Here is a 20295-nt window from a genome sequence, read left to right on the forward strand (position 1 = left end):
CAGTGTCACTTGTTTTTTGGGAACGTGAAGACTTTCAGGTCGGAAGCTGCGAAGGAGTGGGGGAAGATAAGTTGTGCTTCTTCTTCGAAGTCTTTGGAGTTCATGTAGCGGGCGGAGAAATGTGTGAGGATAAGTTCTTCCACATTCGCATCAAGAGCGAGTTGGGCAGCTTGTGAAGCGGTGAGGTGGAAGTGTTTATAGGCCATTTGTTTTTGTTCATCCAGGTAAGTGCTTTCGCATAAAAGCATGCGGGCATTGCGGGCGAGTTCAAGCGCATTCTGGCATATTCGCGTGTCGATGACAACAGCAAAAACATCGCCTTTGCGGATAGAGCTGACGTCATCTAGGGTGATGGTTTTACCGTTGATGTCGATACTGCCGTTTTGAATGAGGGTTTTGACGTTTGGTCCACGGATACCGTAGAGGGAGAGTTTTGAGTCGTCGTATTTTCGGGTATCGGGTTCGGTGATTCTCCAGCCCACATTATCCAGTCCATGTTCTAGGAAACGGGCTTCAATGAGGAATTTTCCGTCGTCATGGACGATGCCGTCGCTATAGACGGGGTGTTCAACGACGTGGATGTTTTCGTGGTAGACAGTACCGTAACGTAGGCGGTCGAAGTATTTTTTCCCGCTTGCAGGGTAGTAGCAATGGATGGGGTGGGTGACTTTATCTAGGTTGAGGCGCATCAGCATGGAGCCAAAGCCTAGGCAATGGTCGCCGTGAAAATGCGAGATAAAGATGCGTGTTACCACGGGGGGTGCAATGTTAGCGAAAATGAATTGTCGTTGGGTTCCTTCGCCTGGATCGAAGAGGAGGCCTTCGTCATTCCAACGCACGAGGTAGGCGCCGTGGTTACGGAAGCGAGTAGGTTGTTGGCTTGAACATCCAAGAATTGTTAGGTCTCTCACGCTCATGTTATTTAATAGTCCTTATTCTAGGATGAAGAGGGGCCAGCGGCTCATGAAATACCCGATGATAAGGCCGCTGATGTGGGCAGTGTTGGCTATTCCTGGGGAGAATCCGCTGCCAAGGTATATTTCGGAGAGGAAGGAAATCGCTTGGAGTGAGGCCATGCCGCCGATAAACCAGAACATAAATTTCAGTGTGGATTGCGGGATCTGATATCCTTCCCAGGGAGCAATTTTTTGCCTTTGCCAGATGAAGGCAAGCATGGCGCAGAGAACACCGGAGAAGCCGATGAAGTTTGCGCCGCTCATGAGGTATTGGGCAGTATTCGAGAAGATTGCGCTTAGAGCAATGAAGGCGAGGAGGCGTCCCGGACCTAGACGGAATTCCATCTGGCGGCCCAAGACGATAAGCCAAAGCATATTGAAGAGAATATGGAATATGTCGTTGTGGAGGAATATAGGAGTGATGAGACGCCAGAATTCGCCTTCCTGTACCTTTTCAAAAAGGGGGCCTGTCGTTTTGGGGTCGATAGGTTTTGACTCTAAGGTGTTGAGGGCAATAGGGTAGAGACCAGCCCAGACTGGAGTGGTGTAAACTTTAGCGAAGAGCTCTTGTCCGGGGAGTGGGAGGGAGCTAGGTTCGCGCAATGCGGGGATTCCGTATTGCTCTACTAGCTGGTCCACAAGCTCGAATTGGTAAGGGTAGTCGTAGAGGAGGGCTTTTTTTGTGGGGGAGCTGTAGACCGGTGTAGGGGGGAGTTTAGGTGCGGGAGCTTGGTAAGGGGGGGCTGTCCATTCCGAAACAAAGAAGATAAAGATGCAGGTGAGGAGCAGATAGAAAGTTGTGTATCCTAAAGGCTGTTGTATGGGTGCGGGGTAAGTAGGGGGAGTGGATGCTTTAGGCGTAGGAATTTCTGTTTTGACTTCGGGGGGCGCTACTTCTGGGGGAAGAGGACCATCCTTATATTTTTCAACAGTATCAAGAGCTTCGGACCAATGGTCTTCATCGATAATCCAGAGATTAGAGTTGGCTGTTCCATACGCATCATTGCCCCAGTCGCCATTGATCTCGGTATCGACCTGGTTGTGTATATGTTGTTGTGATAGCAAGGCGCTGATGCGCTTTGCACGCTCTGGATCATGGAAGGTTGCTATTAGACGCATGGCTTATTGCCTTATTGAATGCACTTGTAAAATTTTTGTTAAAATATCTGTTGTCGCAAGGCCTGGAATGCGGTCGACGAGATGCAGTTGGGCGCCAATTTTCTTAACAGTTTCAGCTTCGATGCATTCATTGCCGTATTCAACACCATTGACATGGACATCGGGCCTGATTTTCTCTAGCAGAACGCAGGGATCTATCTCATCGAACCAAGTGACGTAGTCGATCCAGCCGATGGCTGCCATCATCTGCAATCTATATTCAAGAGGGATGAAGGGGCGGTCAGGACTTTTGTATTGCTGTATGGAGGAGTCGCTATTTAGGGCGACGATAAGGCAGTCGGCGACTTTCGTAGCTTCATAGAGGATGTAAAGATGTCCCGCATGCATGAGGTCGAAGGAGCCATTGAGTGTGGCTATGGTAAGTCCTTGAGCACGAATACTTTCCGCTGATTCCATCCATTGATCGGGCAGAATAAGCTTGCTTTTCCAGGCCTCTTCCCAGATAGGGTCTAATTCTGTAGGTTTCATTTCTATTAATCCTCTGGAAAGGCAATTTTAAAGACTTCGTCGTAGTGTTCGATGAAGTGCACGGTCAGGCCTTTTTTCAGGTAGTTCGGTAATTCTTCAAAGTCGCGCAGGTTATCTTTTGGCATGATGATAGTTTTCAATCCTGACCGTCTGGCTGCGACGAGTTTCTCTTTGACTCCACCGATGGCAAGGACGCGGCCGGTGAGTGTCAGTTCGCCTGTCATCCCTAGATTTTCTAAAACGGGAGTTTCATTCAAGAGGGAAATGAGTGCAGTTACCATTGTTATTCCGGCAGAAGGACCGTCTTTTGGTGTTGCGCCCTCGGGAATATGGATGTGCACCTGGGATTTCTCGAAGAAGTTTCTTCCAGGGGCATATTTATGCAGTGAGCTGTTTAGGTATGTCCAAGCAATTTCTGAAGATTCCTTCATGACGGAGCCTGCTTGGCCTGTCAGCTTCATTTCGGTTTTTTCGGAAGGGACCTTGGTTGACTCGATATAGAGCGTTGCACCGCCCATTGCTGTCCATGCTAAGCCTGTGCAAACCCCGATGGGTGTATGCTCATAGAAACGGTCCGTTGTGTGCATCGGTTTTCCGAGATACTCGAATAAATTCTTCTCGTTGATGGGATGCTTGTTGCCGGATCCATCTTTGACAATACGCATTGCGATTTTACGCATGATTTTCTTGATCTGATTTTCAAGATTACGTACACCGGCTTCACGTGCGTAGCCGTTAATAATGGCGCGGATGGCCCCTTTACTAAAGGTCGCAGAGGATGTTTTAAGTCCCATTGCTTTACGGTTGCGTGGAATAAGGTATTTATTGGCGATTTCGACTTTCTCATCCTGGATATAGCCGGATAGCCTTAGGATCTCCATCCTGTCGCGCAATGGGGGAGGTATGGTATCAAGGATATTGGCTGTGACAATAAACAGCACGTTAGAAAGGTCTGTGCGTACATCCAGATAGTGGTCTAAGAATTCGCGGTTTTGTTCGGGATCAAGGACTTCCAACAATGCGGATGCAGGATCGCCTTGGTAGCTGTTGCCCATCTTATCGACTTCGTCCAGCATGATGACGGGGTTCATCGTTTTGCAGAATTTCAGTGCTTGCAGCAGCTTACCGGGCATAGCACCTACGTAAGTGCGGCGGTGTCCTTTGATTTCAGCTTCGTCACGCATGCCACCGACGGAGAAACGGTAGAACTTTCGATTTAAGGCGTGGGCGATGCTTTTTCCGATACTGGTTTTACCAACGCCCGGGGGGCCGACGAGGCAGATGATATTGCCCTTGATGCCGCCTGCAAGTTTGCCGACGCTGATGAATTCGAGGATGCGTTCTTTGATATCTTCGAGGCCGTAATGGTCTTCGTTCAGTATTTTTTCGGCATGATTGACATCGAGGCAATCTTCACTAAAAATGCCCCAAGGCATTATGGTAAGCCAGTCTAGGTAGTTTCGGATGACGCCGTATTCAGAGGAGTGTACTTCGATGACACTAAGTTTATGCAGCTCTTCCTGGATGACAGTCATAATATCATCGGGAATTTTGCGCTCTTTAATGCGGGCTTCGAATTTTTCCTTATCGAGTGACTTATCGTCTTTTTCAAGACCGAGTTCTTTTTTGATCGCTTTCAGCTGTTCCCTTAAAAAGAATTCTTTTTGAGTTTTTGCTACTGTTGCGTCAATTTTTTGGCTGATGCTGTGCTGCAGCACGCTAATGTCATGCTCTTTCTTAAGAAGCTCTAAGGTTTTCTCTAGACGTTTTTGTATATCCAGCGTCTCAAGGACAGATTGCAATTCCTCACGTGAAGCAGTCGTTAATGCAACAGCAAAGTCAGCAAGTTTTCCGGGTTCTGTAAAGTCGGAATGGCCTAAGAAAATTTGAAGCTCTTCTTTATAAAGGGGATTAAGCTTCAGCAGGTCTTTAATAGTGGAGATTATACTGATGGAATAGGCTTTCGTAATTTCATTATCTACCCGTTCTTCTTCGCAGACTTCAACAAGAGCTTTCAATTGGTTGGAATCTTCTAGAGGAGTAATGATTTTAAAACGGTTTTCCATTCCTAAGACAACTTGCGCTCCGCCTTTTTCCATCGGGACGATACGTAAAATGCGCGCAAGGACGCCTACGTCGTAAAGCTCGTCGAATTTTACTTTATAGATATCTTCGACTTCTTTTTTGCTCAGCAAAAGCCCTACATATTTTGTTTCGCTTTGGGCAATAATTTTGAGTGATTCATAGAGGGGGCCCGGTTCGATGACAATAGGAGCTGCCATGCCCGGAAAAAAGGGGCGGCGTGTCACAGGATAAATGTAAATTTCCTGGGGAACACCTTTGATTTGAGCGAAGGATGTCTTTGCTGCATCGATCGCTTCAAGGATTAATGCTTCTAAATCGGGAAGGGTAGAATCTTCTGTGGACAAGGGATTGCCTCATAAACTGTAAAAATTACCCAACATCATATGGATTACCGGGAAAGCTTTCAAGTTTAAACCCGTGGGGGCATCTTAATCCCTCTCCTCAGCACTTTTGCCCGTACCTTTACTTTTAGTATCACTACGGAAGAGCTCTTGGTTCCACATAAAAGTTACTTGGGGAGTTCCACTCTTTCTCTGCAATGATTAATTGATTGTTTTAATATATTTTTTACTGAGCGTAACTAATTTATTTTAATTATAATAAATAATTTACTCGATCTTAATATTAAAAGAGCGATAATAAAATTATAAAGAAGATAAATTAGGTGTAAATATGGCAACAAATAATAGTATTCCTGATAGAACCCCAGCACTAAACCGTATTGATGAATCTTACCAAGGTGCGGTAGATCTTCTTAATACTAATAAAAGTCAGCACCAGGCTGTTGTTATCGGGGGTTCTTCTGAACTCAAAACTAGCATCAGCATTCTTTATCAAAATACCCTGGCTAAACTAGATAGCATTAAAAGAGATGCCAATGACAAAATCGCTAGTTTAGATCCGAAAATTGAAAAATCGGATTACAATAAAGAAGTTAAAAGAATAAAGAATGAAACTGTAAAAGAATTAGGTCAAGCTTTAGCGGACTATAATATTAATCTTATTAATAAAACAATCGAGCATCAAAATTTTACAAAGAGCGAGAAAAAAGAACTGAAGGGAATGATTCGTGATTTATCCACCAATAGCAAAAAAGGAAAGGTGTTGCGCTTGGCAGCAGGTTTGTTCGAAAAACCTTGGTTTAAAAAAGTCTTTACTTCAGCAGCTCCCGAGAATCAATCTCTAGTTCCTGAAAATACTGCAAGAAAACTTACGATTAGCGAGAAATTGAGTCTGGCAAACCGTGTCGTCAAATCATTCGATGAAGCCATAGAAAATTTTGAGAAGGCAGCAGAGGCTGACATTGAGGCTCGTACAAAAGAAAATGTTGGAAAGACAACGACTGTTGCACAGGGAAACATTTATCTTAAAATCAATAATAATCGCGCAAAAGCCTTGGCTCGAAACAGTAATGTTGTCGGCACAAATGCAATTTATACTGTGGGCCAGGTATTTACTCCAAAGCAAGGGGCGAAACAAATCAAATCTTATATCGCCCAACAGGCAGACCTAAGGGTACGTACAACTTTTGATAAAGAGTTCACGCTGACAGGAAGCCCTGCCGGAGGTAACACCACTGTAAATAGTAAGTTCATACCGTTGAATATAGAGTTTGATCAGCATGTAACAAGCAGTTTGAATGCCAATCGTAAAGCGGGTGAAGCAGTAGTTAAGGTGGGTAAATTTGGGGGGATTTTCGGAAATGCGGGGGCAAGTTCTGCAAACAGAGAAACTGAGCATGTGATCAACGGATATCTTAATGAATTGTCGGTGATTGAAACATCTGGAAAAGGAACGGAAATTAAAGTGGAAGCACGCCGAGTTCACCAGGTACTCAGGCATGCTGTCAATGCCTTCCGTTTTGAGACAAATCCCGCAGAAAGGTTAAGAGTCGCTACACAGATGACCCAAGAATTAATGACTGCATCTGTATTGATCAGCATCGCTGAATCAGGAAAAAGCTTAGAAGAAGTTGCCGCAAATTCCACAGCAGAAAATCCTTGGAATCAGTCGATTGTATCCACGAGCCTTGTTACTCCCGATATGATTAGGGGTCTGATAGAGGACTTAAAAAATCTGGGTAAAGATAAAGATAAAAAGCTTCATTCTTCAGAAGAGAAAATGTGGCGTTCGCAATTCAATGCTTTACAATCTTTCCACAACCAGCCACCTCAATCACTGAGTCTGGGGGGAGTGAACATATTCGTTAAATACAATATTTCCTCCTTTAATACCGGCGTGAATGCAGGTGCGAATAAATACGCTTTAGGTACTTTGGAACAGTGGTGGAAAGCAAGAGATTCTATAAAAAATATCAACTTGACAACAGATTCTATAGCGCGGCGGTTAGAGGCACGTCTCTCTACGGGTGGAGAAGCAAAAAAACCTGAGAGTGAATCGGATAGGGAGGATTTAAATGAAATCAGATCGCTGCAAAAAGACATTAATCGGTTAACCAGAACGCCTCTCTCTTATTTAGGAAACGGTAACCAATACGAATTGGCCGCTAAAATAGAAGTCTTATCCAACAGGTTAGCAGATGTTATCAAGAAATACCCTGACGATGTTAAACCATCCGATCCTAAAAAGCCGCATGTTAAGGTCGATGGAATTACGGCCTTGGTAAACTGCATGAGCGCCAAAGATAGGACAGGTATTGAGGTCGCTGTCGCTTTCACATTTGAGCAGATGCGAAATGAGATGGGACATTACCCCACGACAGAAGAAATGAAACGGCCTGAGAATCAAGAACGTTTTGTGGAGATCTACATACAGATGCTTAAAGAATACGGTGGTGAAGAAGTTACCGAGATCAATACCGGAACCGGCGGCTATAAAGTCACTGAAGATGCAATGCTTTACCCCAATGCGAAAGCGTGGAAGAACAACAATTTCACATTGGCCGATATCCAGAAACATTCAGGCACAGCAGGGGCATAATATACTAGCAGGGGCATAATATACTATTCGACGGCAAGGTAATTGAAAAGTTATTCCTGCCGTCCTTTTTCGCAACCCCGAATACTGCGCGGACTAGTTCTATATCTCCTATTTATGTTAACCTCGTCCAAAAATTAAAGTGACGAGGTGCCTCATGTCAAAAGAATCACCCTTAACAACTTATCGCGACGTGGCGGAAGCTCATGAGGCGCAGCATTTTCATCCTAAAGCCGCCCTTTCCAAAGATCACCAACGTCTCGGCGGGGCAGATGACGATCATCGCCTACCGTATAAGCGCGATGTAGACCGTATTGTCCATTCTAAAGCCTATTCGCGCTATGTAGATAAAACGCAAGTGGTCTATCTAGTCGATAATGATCATATCACTCACCGCAGCCTGCACGTGCAGCTTGTCAGCCAGTTTTCGCGGGGCATAGCCGAAATCCTACGCCTGAACTGCAACCTAGTGGAAGCTATCGCACTAGGTCATGATGTCGGCCATCCACCGTTTGGACACGAAGGCGAAGGTTATCTTTCTAAGTTATCGGAAGAGTTTACCGGAAAACCTTTTGCTCATCCCTGGCAATCGTGCCGCCTATTTACCTCGATCGAACCCCTGAATCTTGGCTTAGCTGTTTACGACGGTTTCCTTTGCCACGACGGGGGCATGCGGGAGCTAGTCCTGAATCCCCGTTTTGATAAGACCTGGGAAGACCATCAAAACGATTTAGCAGAGAAGATGAAGGATGTAGATAAAACCATTATCCCCATGACATTAGAGGGATGCTTAGTCAAGTTATGTGATACGATGAGTTATGTCGGACGCGATATTGAAGATGCCATCCAGTTAGGTATCATCCAGCGCGAAGATGTCCCCAAAACATATTTGGGCAATGCCAACCGCGTGATATTAAGCAACCTAGCTGCCGACGTTATACAGCAGAGCTACGAACAAGACTATATCGCCATGTCGGAAGAAGCCTACAAAGCTCTGCATACTTTACGCGACTTTAACTTCCACAACATCTACCTCCACCCTAAACTTAAAGTGGAATCGAAGAAGATCGAGCGTGCCTATTCCATTCTCTTCCACCATCTGCTTGAAGATATGGAAAACCGTGGTCCGGATAGTCACGTATGGAAACACTTTGCTGAGAATAAATCCGATGCCTACAAAAAAGAAACCAACAATCCGGTTATGGTGATAGATTACATATCGGGGATGACAGACAAGTATTTCGTCAAAGTCCTAGAGAAATTGCTCGTTCCGATGAGGATCGAATGGTGGTAGACACGACTTTACTTATAGATACCTGCACCGAAACAGGTTTCACAGCTGTGTTTTCTGGAGGAGTCCTCAAATTCCAATCTTTTCTTGGCAGCTCTTTCGATAGCGCTCAAGCTCTCATTCCCACCCTGCATGCTGCTCTTCAGAAAAATAGCCTCTCGCTGAATGAAGTAGATCTCATCGGCGTCACCGCCGGTCCAGGATCCTATACGGGAATGCGCTTAGGAATTATCTCCGCCAAATGTTTAGCGTATGCCCTAAAGAAACCCTTGGTCGGTGTGCCCAGCGTGGAAGCCTACGCGCCGCTCGGAATGACTGAAGGGAAGTTTTCAGTATTGTTGGATGCGCGCATGGGCGGCGTCTACGGCGCTATCGGTTCCATTCAGCAAGGCCGCATAGAATATGCCCCGCCTTTTTTATTGCCGCTGGATAAGGTTGCTGAAAAATTAGAAGGTATACACGTTGTTGTTTCACCCCACGCCAACCGTCTCCAAGATAAAACAGCTTTTTTACGTGGAAAAGACTGGCATGAAGCTCTCCCATCACCTGTTCTTATGGCAGAAGCAGTAAAAAAGCGCTGGTTGAAAGGGGAGTACTCTCTAAATGCCGAAGTGGAAATTCTCTATTTGCGGCGAACACAAGCGGAAATAGAAAGGGAAAAATGAGATTAAGCCTTGTATTTTAGTTTCATTTGCGCTAGATTAAGTAGTATGAATAGTGGGTATAATCCCAAAAAAAAACAAATCAGATTTAAGTAAAGGTAGCTATTAAATGACAGCCGTTAAAGTTCGCGTCGGTGAGTCCATCGACAAAGCCCTAAGAGCATTGAAAAAACGCCTCGATAAAGAAGGTGTAATGAAATCCGTTAAAGCTCACCGTTTTTACGCTAAGCCCTCTATCAAAAAACGCGCGAAATCTAAAGCAGCTCTTAAATATAAGCGTCAACGCTAGTACTTTTAGGCGCACATTTCAATTGTGCGCCTTTATTTTGCCTCCTTGCAAAAAAAACTCCCTTTTAGATATATTTTAAGTGCTTCCTTATTAAGAATTTATAAACCCTTTACTCTCTCGATATACCTATGGCAGATTATTACGAAGTTTTAGAAATCCAAAAAAATGCCACAGCCGAGGAGATCAAAAAGGCGTATCGCAAGCAAGCGGTTAAATTCCATCCCGATAAGAATCCCGGTGATGCCGAAGCTGAAAAGCGCTTTAAAGAGATCTCCGAAGCATACGAAGTTCTAAGCAATGATAAAAAACGCGAAATGTACGACCGTTTCGGTAAAGACGGTGTCAATGCCGGCATGAGCGGCGGCCATCCGGGTGGGTTTTCCTCTATGGATGAAGCCTTGCGTACTTTTATGGGAGCTTTTGGCGGCGATTCCATGTTCGATAGTATTTTCGGCGGCATGGGCGGCGGCCAAGCACACGGCGGTAATTCAGCCCGCCAAGGTGCTAGCAAACGTGTGACAATCACCCTAAGTTTTGAAGAAGCAGCCAAAGGCGTTGATAAAGAGTTAGCTATCAGCAATTACGTCCGCTGTAAAGAATGTACAGGGCGCGGCACCAGCAATCCCAAAGGGATCTCCACCTGTTCTACCTGTAGCGGCCACGGACAAGTCTTTGAACAACGCGGCTTTTTCAGCATGTCTATGACGTGCCCAAAATGCGGCGGCCGTGGACAAGTCATTACCGATCCTTGCAAATCCTGCCGCGGTGAGGGCGTTGTTAAAGAAAAGCAACACGTCAAAGTGCATATTCCTGCTGGCGTTGACAATGGCATGCGTCTAAAGATGAGCGGTTACGGCGATGCCGGAGCCGGAGGTGGCCCGCCAGGGGACCTTTATGTATTCATCAATGTTGAACCGCACGGTATTTTTGAGCGAGAGGGCAACGATATCCTCTTAACTCTTCCGATTAGCTTTAGCGAAGCTGCATTAGGCTGTAAGAAAGATGTTCCTACATTAGGCGGTCAGACTGTGCGTGTGACCATTCCTGAAGGCACGCAGAGTGGTAAGATCTTCCGTGTGAAAGGTTCAGGCTTCCCTGATGTACATAGCAATGGCGGAGCGTTTGGACGTCAAGCTAAGGGGGATTTGCTTGTTAAAGTTGTGGTAGAGACTCCTACCAAGCTGACCGAAAGACAGAAGCAGTTGATGAAAGAGTTTGAAGCGCTGGAGAGCCCTACGAACACTCCTCAGCGTAAAGGCTTTTTAGACAAAATCAAAAGCTTGTTCAGCAGTTAAACCTATCCTAGTATAGGAGTAGGGGACTTACGCCGCTTTCATAGCCCTCGACTTGTCGAGGGCATCTTACACAATGATTTTAAAAGATAGTTTTATCAAGATTAAGTGTCCTCTATAAGTCGCGCACTCCACCTTGGAAACGTTTCGCTTAAAAAAAGACAGCCCTACCCAATGTTTCTTGAGGGGCCACTTCCACATTCAATTCAATCCCTTGTTCTTTCAATAGCGATGTCACAACATGCATTGCTTTTTCGGGTGAATTGCACTCACGCGATAGGTGCGCTAGGTGCACATGTTTTAGTTTATCGTGGGCGATAGTGCAGAGGAGCTTAGCGCAATCGGCATTAGAAAGGTGACCGCTGCGTCCTTTGATCCGTTGTTTGAGGAACTCCGGGCGTGGGGAAGCGTCTACCATCGAAGGTTCGTGATTTGACTCTAAAAGAAGATAGTCGCAACCTTGAAGCTGATGCTGAACCAACGTCGTTGCAAAGCCCAGATCAGTACAAATGCCTAATTTGACAGTGTCAATTGTAAGGGTAAACATGACCGGATCAAGAGTGTCATGCGGAACGGAAAATGAGTGGATATGTATATCACCGAAGGTGAAAGGTTCTCCGGTAGAAAAGATTTTGAACTTAGGACAAAAACCCAATACTCCGACGATTCCTTTGGCTGTTTCGGTATTCGCCAAGAGAGGGATGGAATACTTATTAACGATAGCCTTAATTCCATGGATATGGTCGCTGTGTTCATGCGAGATCACTATGGCATCGATATCCCCAATATCTACGTTAATTGACTGCAGACGTTCTAATGTAGCTTTAGCACTAAGTCCTGCATCAATAAGTATCTTCGTAGTTTTAGACGCGACATAAATACAATTACCTTTAGAACCCGAACCGAGTGGGCAGTATCCCATATTAAAACCATAAGTGTGATAGAAAACAGCATTTTTAGCATATTTGATTAATAACAGCTAAGAAAAAGGACGCGATTCTAAATTATTGTAAAATTAAAACAGTTCTTGGTACATGTAATATCTATGGAAAAATCACAAGAAATTTTAGATAAGCTTCTTAAAAATGCAGAAGCTTTAGTAGACCTCTCAGCGCATGATCCATCAGAAACTGAGCTTATTCATTTGCAACAAGTTCAGGAGCAGCTATTGAATGAGTTGGAGGCGCTGCAGAGCAAACTTGAAGGTTATGACGAAATCAGCGAAAAGTTAGAGCTCTTTGTGCAGCTAAATCGTAGGTATATTGAGAATTTAGCCCGTTCCTGGGGAGTCATTCAACTCCCCACTAAAGATAAACACGATTTAAACTCAACTTGAGTTTAAAGTTCATTATCGAAATCTTCGTCGTCCTCAGGTTGACGATGAACCTTGCCTAAGATTTTTCTAGGTTTGCTCCCTTCCGCCGGTCCGATGATCCCTTGGCGCTCCAATTGGTCCATTACACCGGCAGCACGGGCATAGCCCATCTTAAGTTTGCGTTGCAAGAATGTGGTAGAAGCATTTCCTGTGCTGAGAATTACTTCCTTGGCTTGCTCATAGAGTGGATCTAGCGGTCCATCTTCACTTTCCAACTCGTTCCCAAATCCTGAAATATGCATATCATCAAAAGAGTTGATAATATAGCGGGGAGGGGACTGTTCGCAGATCTTTTGGATGACGCGGTTGATGTCTTCGTCGCGAATATAAGCGCCTTGGGCACGCATTAAGGTGGATGTTCCCGGAGGGAGGAACAGCATATCACCATTGCCTAGCAAAGTTTCAGCCCCTGTCTCATCCAGGATAATCTGGCTATTCACACGGCTGGCGACTTTAAAGCTAATGCGCGCAGGGAAGTTGGCTTTGATCAGACCGGTGATGACTTCTCTGGATGGGCGTTGGGTGGCGAGGATGAGGTGGATGCCGACGGCACGGGCCATTTGTGCAATGCGTGCAATATAGGTTTCAATATCATGGCTTGATACCATCATTAGGTCTGCAAGCTCGTCGATGATGCCTACAATATAGAAAAGTTTTTCAGGGACATCCCTATTTAAAGAGGCTTCTTTTTCTGCGTCGGGCGTACGTGTATTGAAAGAGTCGATATTGCGGTAGCCTAGCAACTTCAATAATTCGTAGCGGCTTTCCATTTCTTTGACCAGCCATTGTAAAGCAGCGCAAGCTCCGGAAGGTTCTGTGATTACTGGTGCAAGCATATGGGGAAGGGGACTGTAAGGCGTCAATTCCACCTTCTTGGGATCGACCATTACTAGGCGTACTTCATCCGGACGTGCATTCAGGACGATAGACATTACGATAGTGTTGATACAGACAGATTTACCGGATCCTGTCGCACCTGCTATAATCAAGTGCGGCATCTTTGCCAGATCGCTCATGACGTATTCGCCATTGACAGCTTTGCCGAGCAAGATAGGAATATGGAAGCGTTTATTGCCGCGCTGATAGGCAAGAAGGATATCTTGGAATCCGACTTCTTGGGGAAAAGGACTAGGAACTTCTACTCCTACAGCGGCTTTACCGGGTATAGGGGCGATAATACGGATCGACCTTGCTTCTAAGTTAAGGGCAATGTCGTCCTCTAAAGCTTTAATTCTCTGAACTTTAACTCCAACGGAGGGATGAACCTCAAAGGATGTGATGGTGGGTCCGCAGTTGATATTGCCCACTTTTGCGACAATGCCAAAATTGAGGAGGGTTTCTTCCAAAATATCTGCCTGGTGCCTTAGGATTTCGTCCAGTTGTGCTGAGTCAATAGGTTTTGCAGGCGTGAGCCGGGCTGCGCTAGGCAGATCGTAGGCTTGGAAGTCGCCGTTATAGGCGCGTTGCGCGCGCAAGGCTTTTTCACGTCTATCTTCCGGAGAAGTTTCTTCTTCTTCAAGCGGAGGATGGGTTTGGTCTTCGATGAAAGGTTCGCTATTTTGTGGTGGTAACGCCATCAACACACGCTGGGGACGACGCTTGGAAGGCAGCTTAGCGGGTAAGGTGATAGGAGGGGGATCGATTTCTTCAATCGAGATATTTTGGGCTGGCTCTTCTTTAGGGGGCGTTGACAGTTTTACGCGCACCCAAGCCACGCAGTGTGTGTAATATTCAGCAGTCTTGAGCATGAGGCGCTGCAGGTCGGATTTGCAGAGATATAACAGTCCTAATCCGAGCATGCTTAAGGCTAAGAGGGTCACACCTAAGGTGTTAAGCATTCCTAAAAGGTTGGCCTTGGGAATATCGTGATAGATAAAGTAAAAAGGGGCGCCGCCAAGATGGAACTTTAGTTTTTTAATCCACATCTGAGGGATGAAAGTTTGACCCAGCCAGGTACGCAGATCCGGTAGTGTGTCTTCTACTATGCAGAAAATTAGGTTAACCGCTGCGATACAAAGGAGAGAGCAGAGGATATTTTTTTTCAGGTTATGCAGCGGTTTGTTTAAAAGGATTCTCCATCCGACCCAAGCCATCAGCAAAAAGAGAAAATAGGAACCCAAGCCGAAAGCGGCAAAAATAATCTTGCCGATAGTATGACCCAATGCTCCTAGCCAATTGGAGGAGTGGGAAGCATAAGCAAAACTAAGGGTGCTAACGAGAAAAATAAGTGTGATGGCAAGGACGATCAACCCCTTAACTTCTTGGGGTAATGGCTGCGTCGTTTTTACGGGCGCCGCTGCAGGCAATGGATGCTGCTGATGTGAGTGATGCCTTTTTCTCGTCATAATAACACTTGGTAAGTAAGCACGCTGTTAGAGAATAACAAAATAGAACAAGCAAAATGCGCTGATGGCAAAACAGTACCACGCAAAGTATTTTAGCGCATCGTTTAGTACGATGCGCATCACCACACCTAGGGAGGCGATGCCGGCAATAAACGAGAAAATAAACCCTACGGCATATTGAAGCAAGCCTACATTCGCGGCAACTACAGCGTGGGGTTTGAAAAAAATATGAGCTGCCTCTAGAACAGTTCCTCCTAAAATTGCAGGGATTGCTAGGAGAAAAGAAAAAACCACGGCTTTACGCCTGGGAATGCCGACGATCCTGGAAGCAGAAATTGTCGTGCCACTGCGAGAAATTCCTGGAATAACAGCAAAGGCTTGTGCTGCGCCGACAGAGAAAGCTTGTAGGGGGCGGATGTCGTCTCCTTTATCTCTGCCGAAGTATTCACCAAAGTAAAGGATAATCCCTGTGGTGAGGAAAGCGAGCCAAAGCCATGTAGGCGTTTCAAAAGCTTTATCTACCCATGATTTAAAAGGGACGATAAAGAAGAGGGGAAGTGTTCCCAAGCAGATTAAAAAGAAAAGGCGGCCATGCTCGGCAAAAAGATGTTTGATATTGTCGCGGAAATAAACAAAGAGGGCGCCCAGAGTTCCTAAATGACAGACAAGATCAAAAAGCATCAGGCCGCGCAGGTTTTGCATTCCGAGCAGTCCTTGCATAAGCATAAGATGACCGGAAGAACTAATAGGCAGGAATTCGGTCAAGCCTTGGATGACACCAAGGAACAGCGCTTCAATAATGGACATGGGAGTGTTGCGGTAAGAAAAAAGATGGGCGAACGACGGGACTCGAACCCGCGACTTTCGGAACCACAATCCGACGCTCTACCGACTGAGCTACGATCGCCATAACGGCACAAATATTGCATGTTTTGATGTTTTTATGTCAAATCTAAATAGAATATGACTTTAGAATATAATGTCAGTGTCATTGCAAGAGTCTTCACGCATTTTAAGCCAGCAGCCTGCAGCGAAAATTAAAGACATAACAAGTAAAATCATGCTTACAGGTATCTCAGGAATATACCATTGAATATCCATCGAAGGCGGAGCATCCAATGCCATCCCCATGACAAAATGTGTATATTTAGCGTTCAGCCAGTGTACAACCGTCCCTAGGTCACCCAATACCGCATGCGCGAATACACCCAATAAAAGTAAAAGCAGGGAAATACCGATAAAGAATGGAAAAAACAGATTGTAGATTAGGCTGAAAAGTGGAAAAGAATGGAAATGATAGAGGACTAGGGGAATAGCCGCTATATTGACAGCCGAAGAAAGTGCTAAAGTGCCTTTCAAGCTATACGCAGCAATATAACAATGTTGAGCGGCAGTATTCCATGCGGAAGCAATATTCAAGGGCCGGGTAGGGACCAGTCGATTTAAGGATCTCTCAAAACGGCTGCAAAAAAGGAGTATTGCTGCCGTGATCCCAAAACTGAACTGAAATCCCATATGTGCTGCATATAGGGGATCTATCAACAGAACAGCAAGCAATCCCGCTCCTAACAGGTTAAGGCCTGAGGGACGACGCGAAATGAAATAGGCGCTTAATGCGAGGACAATTGCAGCCCAGGCCCTTATGACGGAAGGAGTTAATCCTAGCAGTATAAAATACCCTGTCAAAACTACGATTAGGGCTATATTCACATAGTGAAAAGGCAGGAAAAGCCTAAAAAATATCCCTAACGCAAGCGCAAGAAGAGAAAAATGAAAACCTGAAATTGCTAAAATATGTTGCAGGCCAAATTTCCCAAATTGGTGCCTTAATACAATATCATCAAATTCTCCTACAATCATCCCACCTAAAAACGGGCCGCTGCGATTATTCAGATGAATTTGAATGTACTCTTTAATGCCGTCTTTAATTTCCTGGCGTTTTTCGTAAAAGAGACCTTTCCAGGATTGACTTAAAGGAACCCATGGAGATTTGGGATCACTTTTAAACTGAAAGGTCCCTTGTGCATTGGAAAGCTTAAGGGTGCCCTCCACTTTCCATACAGTCCTTAATGAGGGAACAAAGGCATTCTCTTTGCCATTGAATACTAGTTTCACCGGAATAGCAGGGGTAAAAGTTCCTTCCTGAGTGGAAATCTCTAACAAAGTCCCTTTAACAAACCAACGGGGTCCAATCGCAGTTTTTTTATAGGATGCTTCCTGCAATTCGAGGACTGCAGTCCCATAAATACCTGATGAGGGGATCGTTAAATCTATTTTATGCATTCCTGCATAGAAATAGCCGCTGAAAAAAACAAGAGCTGAAAGTAATAGACGTGTAAGAAGCTTGCGGTAGCGAGTGCAAATTCCGCTTAATAACGGTATCCAAAGGAAAATCAGAGGAAAGATCAGAGAAAGCGAGGGCCAAAGTTTTGTGCTGACTCCCAAGAGAAATGATATCCCATACAGGAGAGCCGGGTAACGTCCCCAGAAAATTGTTAAGCTATTCAACATAGCAAAGGAATTTACCCCAATAAATACTTTAATTAAAGAACAAAATAGAGGAGTGTAAATTAACTAAAATATTAATTTGGTTATAATAGTAAATGATAATGTTTTTACTTATCAAGGTTTTATGGATAATAAAAATCTATCTCAAATATTTAATCATTTTGTTTTAGAAACAGGTTATTATCTACATAAAACAGACGAAACATCAAAAACACCTTCAATATTATTTTGTTTATTTGATGCCGGTGAAACATTTGCTCTTAAATCCGTCATTGAAGAGATGAAATATGAGGGAATACCCTATAAAATTATCGCATTAGGAACCTCTTGGTCCTTAATGAAGGATGAACCTCATGTACTGGATATCTATGAAAAATTCCACTGGTCGCATGATCACGAGTTGTTATCTTGGGACCGGAACCTCAAAATTCCTGACAAAGTTTTCAAAAGGATAAAATTACATTGCCATCCCGATATTTTCATCACGGGGATGGTTTCAGCCTTCCAACTTCAGCTGTGCGAATTATTCAAAGAACAAGGCGCGGAGATCCTAGCTTTCTATGATGCTTTTTCTCCTATAGACCCTAATAGCATTCAAGCTAAATTCATGGATATCGCTACACAAGTTCTTGTTCCAGCCAAGGGGATAGGCGAGAGCGTTCGCGAGTATTACCCTAATTGCGATGTTCATGTGGTAGGCCAGCCTACATTAGAATATTGGCTGGATTCATTGAACGGACAGAATTTTAATATGATCAAGGAAAAGCTGTTCCTAACAGACGATAAATCCATTCTGCTATTCGTGGGAGGATATGGGATGGAATATGAGGCGGCGTTTCCTCTGTTTGTGGCAGGGATTGAAGCTATGTTGAATTTGCACATAGTGTTCGCTCTACATCCTAAAACAAACGGCAGTTTTGAGAGAGCAATGTTTGGCCCTCACGCAGACAAAATCCATTTTGTTGGCAGCGAAATCTTAACGTCGCATCTAGTGGCCATTGCGGATGTTGTATTGACTGTCAACTCCACGGTGGGTGTACAAGCCTCCTTCTTAGGTAAACCTGTCATTTATGTCCATACCCCGGAAATGAAGTATACCTCATTAGCCATTGAACAAGCTTGGGCCTCAAAAGTTACAGATGTAGAGGCGTTAAAAGATAAAATCAGGGAGGCGTTAACTTCGTGCGTCTGTCGTTGGGACCGCTTTCAAGACGGAAAGGTTCCTCGCGAAGCATCGAAAATGATCTATTCACGGATAAGCGCTACTGAAAAGTGGATGAAGGGGACTGATTTAGGGGGATAATATAGAGCAAAATCCTGCAAAGGCTTACGTTTGGAATTCTAAAACGTGACGGGCATGCAGATTGGTTTTTGGATTTTTTTGTACTTGATACTGCAGCATCATTTCCAAAAGGTGGTTCTGTTCTGAGGAAATAGCTTTGATAGCAGTTCTTTTGCCCTGGGTTGAGGTGCTATGTGTATCTACAGTCAAACGTTCGGTCTGATTTTTTATACGCAATGCGCCGCTTAGTGTAGGAATACCGGCAGCAAGTGCCTCATCCTTTTCATAGGAAGATAAGTTGCTGTTACCGTGAAGAACAATCAAGTACTTATAGCGGATGGTGCTCATATCGGAAAGGGTGATCTCTTTTTTCTGACGGTCGATATAGGATACTTCACAGGAAATAAGTTCAGCATTTTGTTGGAGCGAGGGAGGATTAGCCGCACAGATTTGATTGGTATTCTCGATATCGAGCATGTCTAAGTGAAGCTTATAGAGTAAAGGGTGGTACGGGGAATGGGTACGGTCAAGTAAGACTAATTCCGAAAATGCGTGGATAGACTCATATGAGCCGGGTTTGTCTTTCCGGTAGACGCTAAACACTGCAACTTTAGGGAGTCTAATTATTTCAACCATAAGAAAATATACGCTTTTTTAACTGAATGTTATAGATTTTTTGATAATAAGTCCAGTGAAATCTTTATCGAATCTTTACAACGGTACTTAAAAAATAAAGCATTTGTTATATATTGTTTTTTTAATACACGAGATGAAGGCATGGACCAGCACGTAAAAGATTATTTCTGCCAGTTTTCGGAAAAAACGCCTCAAGGCCAATTCCATAAGGTCATTGTGTTACATGATGCACCCGATGGAGATTTTGATCAGTTAGCCCGCAATCTGCCACCTGAATGTCAAGGTTGGCTTGAACTTGCTCAGCTGCCCACTTCAGACCGCATCGAATTAGTGCGCGAATTCTGGCTGGGAAAATTAAAAGATCATCCGCGCCTTTCAGCCTTTCTAGTCTCCTTTTTTGACACCCTGAATGACATTGGCATCTATGTAACCCAAAGCCGCTTTGATGACCCTTTAGAATGTCATATGGTTTACAGCCTACCTAACGAAGCAGGTTTTTTTCGCGGCAAGCCCCCCATCACTGAAGATAGACTGATTGAAATACAAGATTACTTTTCAGAATGGGTGCTCCCTTCCGATTATGTAGCTTTCCTTCAAGTACATGACGGATTCGCCAAAACGACCGACTGCACCGGATTGACGATGTCGAAGAAACTTACCCTAAGCTATGAGAGATTCCAATCCTATCTATTGCAGCAGGATACCCTTAAGACTACTGCAGGTAAAGTGGTGGAAGCCAGGACGCTTATTCCTTTCTATGAATCTTTCGGCATGCCCTTCTACCAATGTTTTTGGGGCGAATGGCATCCTGAATCGGAAATGGGGAACGTCTATTACTCAGGCCTGGCCCATACAGTCAACGATCCTTCGTCGAATACCGGAAGGGAAGAGCAGATGGCTTTTCCTACTTTTGCCGACTGGCTTATCTTCTATCTTGAAAGAATCAGTTAAGCGTATAAAAACTAGATTTAGTCAACTTGCGTCCCAGTC

At 44.6% G+C, this 20295-nt stretch carries 17 protein-coding genes and 1 tRNA gene; 8 read left to right on the forward strand and 10 right to left on the reverse strand.

The annotated features are described in order from the left end of the window. Positions 1–5 precede the first annotated feature (5 nt). The 4 genes from WC222_02040 to lon are packed head-to-tail and all read right to left on the reverse strand — an operon-like array spanning position 6 to position 5032. Positions 6–917: a ribonuclease Z gene (locus WC222_02040; GenBank protein MFA6915153.1), complete on the reverse strand. Its 912-nt coding sequence runs from the start codon at positions 915–917 to the stop codon at positions 6–8. 15 nt (positions 918–932) lie between these two features. After that, a complete protein-coding gene (locus tag WC222_02045) occupies positions 933–2075 on the reverse strand; it encodes a rhomboid family intramembrane serine protease (protein MFA6915154.1) in 1143 nt (380 codons plus the stop codon). Positions 2076–2078: 3 nt separating this feature from the next. After that, positions 2079–2603 (reverse strand): adenylyltransferase/cytidyltransferase family protein, encoded by a 525-nt coding sequence (locus tag WC222_02050; protein ID MFA6915155.1) that lies wholly within the window; start codon positions 2601–2603, stop codon positions 2079–2081. Positions 2604–2608: 5 nt separating this feature from the next. Then, positions 2609–5032, reverse strand: a complete 2424-nt coding sequence (gene lon / locus WC222_02055; protein MFA6915156.1) for an endopeptidase La — start codon at positions 5030–5032, stop codon at positions 2609–2611. Positions 5033–5360: 328 nt separating this feature from the next. Here lon and WC222_02060 point away from each other — a divergent pair, with 328 nt between their 5' ends. From WC222_02060 to dnaJ, 5 genes are all read left to right on the forward strand, one after another. Further along, the gene (locus WC222_02060; GenBank protein MFA6915157.1) at positions 5361–7628 is read left to right on the forward strand and encodes a hypothetical protein; all 2268 of its coding nucleotides are present in this window, start codon (positions 5361–5363) and stop codon (positions 7626–7628) included. A 154-nt stretch (positions 7629–7782) separates the two neighbouring features. Then, positions 7783–8919 carry an HD domain-containing protein gene (locus tag WC222_02065; GenBank protein ID MFA6915158.1) on the forward strand — a complete coding sequence of 379 codons (1137 nt, stop codon included), beginning with the start codon at positions 7783–7785 and terminating at the stop codon, positions 8917–8919. Further along, on the forward strand, positions 8910–9581 hold the full coding sequence (tsaB, locus tag WC222_02070) for a tRNA (adenosine(37)-N6)-threonylcarbamoyltransferase complex dimerization subunit type 1 TsaB (protein ID MFA6915159.1): 672 nt from the start codon (positions 8910–8912) through the stop codon (positions 9579–9581). Before WC222_02065 ends, tsaB begins: the two co-directional genes overlap by 10 nt. 106 nt (positions 9582–9687) lie before the next feature. After that, positions 9688–9867 (forward strand): 30S ribosomal protein S21, encoded by a 180-nt coding sequence (gene rpsU, locus WC222_02075; GenBank protein ID MFA6915160.1) that lies wholly within the window; start codon positions 9688–9690, stop codon positions 9865–9867. 128 nt (positions 9868–9995) lie between these two features. Continuing rightward, positions 9996–11162, forward strand: a complete 1167-nt coding sequence (gene dnaJ, locus WC222_02080) for a molecular chaperone DnaJ (GenBank protein ID MFA6915161.1) — start codon at positions 9996–9998, stop codon at positions 11160–11162. Between the two features lie 148 nt (positions 11163–11310). On the opposite strand, the gene WC222_02085 is transcribed toward dnaJ, so the two are convergent. Continuing rightward, on the reverse strand, positions 11311–12081 hold the full coding sequence (locus WC222_02085) for an MBL fold metallo-hydrolase (protein MFA6915162.1): 771 nt from the start codon (positions 12079–12081) through the stop codon (positions 11311–11313). Between the two features lie 123 nt (positions 12082–12204). On the opposite strand from WC222_02085, the gene WC222_02090 reads away from it, so the two are divergent. Beyond that, positions 12205–12495, forward strand: coding sequence for a hypothetical protein (locus tag WC222_02090; protein MFA6915163.1), 291 nt, complete (start codon positions 12205–12207; stop codon positions 12493–12495). Positions 12496–12497: 2 nt separating this feature from the next. Here the strand turns inward: WC222_02090 and WC222_02095 are convergent, their stop codons facing one another. The 4 genes from WC222_02095 to WC222_02110 all read right to left on the reverse strand — a co-directional run bounded on the left by WC222_02095 (position 12498) and on the right by WC222_02110 (position 17390). Continuing rightward, complete coding sequence (locus tag WC222_02095; GenBank protein MFA6915164.1) at positions 12498–14879, reverse strand: DNA translocase FtsK; 2382 nt, start codon at positions 14877–14879, stop codon at positions 12498–12500. A gap of 27 nt (positions 14880–14906) precedes the next feature. Next, entirely contained in the window at positions 14907–15686 is a 780-nt protein-coding gene (locus tag WC222_02100) for an undecaprenyl-diphosphate phosphatase (GenBank protein MFA6915165.1), read from the reverse strand. Positions 15687–15713: 27 nt separating this feature from the next. Then, a tRNA-His gene (locus WC222_02105) sits at positions 15714–15786 on the reverse strand. A 62-nt stretch (positions 15787–15848) separates the two neighbouring features. Continuing rightward, positions 15849–17390: a ComEC/Rec2 family competence protein gene (locus WC222_02110; GenBank protein MFA6915166.1), complete on the reverse strand. Its 1542-nt coding sequence runs from the start codon at positions 17388–17390 to the stop codon at positions 15849–15851. Positions 17391–17511: 121 nt separating this feature from the next. Here WC222_02110 and WC222_02115 point away from each other — a divergent pair, with 121 nt between their 5' ends. Beyond that, positions 17512–18690 carry a hypothetical protein gene (locus WC222_02115; GenBank protein ID MFA6915167.1) on the forward strand — a complete coding sequence of 393 codons (1179 nt, stop codon included), beginning with the start codon at positions 17512–17514 and terminating at the stop codon, positions 18688–18690. Positions 18691–18714: 24 nt separating this feature from the next. Here the strand turns inward: WC222_02115 and WC222_02120 are convergent, their stop codons facing one another. Beyond that, positions 18715–19305, reverse strand: coding sequence for a hypothetical protein (locus WC222_02120; protein MFA6915168.1), 591 nt, complete (start codon positions 19303–19305; stop codon positions 18715–18717). A 141-nt stretch (positions 19306–19446) separates the two neighbouring features. Here WC222_02120 and WC222_02125 point away from each other — a divergent pair, with 141 nt between their 5' ends. Further along, on the forward strand, positions 19447–20256 hold the full coding sequence (locus WC222_02125) for an SMI1/KNR4 family protein (protein MFA6915169.1): 810 nt from the start codon (positions 19447–19449) through the stop codon (positions 20254–20256). Positions 20257–20295: the final 39 nt, after the last annotated feature.

The organism is Parachlamydiales bacterium (assembly GCA_041671045.1).
Taxonomy (GTDB): Bacteria; Chlamydiota; Chlamydiia; order Chlamydiales; family JABDDJ01; genus JABDDJ01.

Bases quoted from the DNA above. Each gene is read 5' to 3' on its own strand.
- WC222_02040 (MFA6915153.1), bottom strand. From the start codon at position 917: ATGAGCGTGAGAGACCTAACAATTCTTGGATGTTCAAGCCAACAACCT.
- WC222_02045 (MFA6915154.1), bottom strand. From the start codon at position 2,075: ATGCGTCTAATAGCAACCTTCCATGATCCAGAGCGTGCAAAGCGCATC.
- WC222_02050 (MFA6915155.1), bottom strand. From the start codon at position 2,603: ATGAAACCTACAGAATTAGACCCTATCTGGGAAGAGGCCTGGAAAAGC.
- WC222_02060 (MFA6915157.1), top strand. From the start codon at position 5,361: ATGGCAACAAATAATAGTATTCCTGATAGAACCCCAGCACTAAACCGT.
- WC222_02065 (MFA6915158.1), top strand. From the start codon at position 7,783: ATGTCAAAAGAATCACCCTTAACAACTTATCGCGACGTGGCGGAAGCT.
- tsaB (MFA6915159.1), top strand. From the start codon at position 8,910: ATGGTGGTAGACACGACTTTACTTATAGATACCTGCACCGAAACAGGT.
- rpsU (MFA6915160.1), top strand. From the start codon at position 9,688: ATGACAGCCGTTAAAGTTCGCGTCGGTGAGTCCATCGACAAAGCCCTA.
- dnaJ (MFA6915161.1), top strand. From the start codon at position 9,996: ATGGCAGATTATTACGAAGTTTTAGAAATCCAAAAAAATGCCACAGCC.
- WC222_02085 (MFA6915162.1), bottom strand. From the start codon at position 12,081: ATGGGATACTGCCCACTCGGTTCGGGTTCTAAAGGTAATTGTATTTAT.
- WC222_02090 (MFA6915163.1), top strand. From the start codon at position 12,205: ATGGAAAAATCACAAGAAATTTTAGATAAGCTTCTTAAAAATGCAGAA.
- WC222_02095 (MFA6915164.1), bottom strand. From the start codon at position 14,879: ATGACGAGAAAAAGGCATCACTCACATCAGCAGCATCCATTGCCTGCA.
- WC222_02100 (MFA6915165.1), bottom strand. From the start codon at position 15,686: ATGTCCATTATTGAAGCGCTGTTCCTTGGTGTCATCCAAGGCTTGACC.
- WC222_02110 (MFA6915166.1), bottom strand. From the start codon at position 17,390: ATGTTGAATAGCTTAACAATTTTCTGGGGACGTTACCCGGCTCTCCTG.
- WC222_02115 (MFA6915167.1), top strand. From the start codon at position 17,512: ATGGATAATAAAAATCTATCTCAAATATTTAATCATTTTGTTTTAGAA.
- WC222_02120 (MFA6915168.1), bottom strand. From the start codon at position 19,305: ATGGTTGAAATAATTAGACTCCCTAAAGTTGCAGTGTTTAGCGTCTAC.
- WC222_02125 (MFA6915169.1), top strand. From the start codon at position 19,447: ATGGACCAGCACGTAAAAGATTATTTCTGCCAGTTTTCGGAAAAAACG.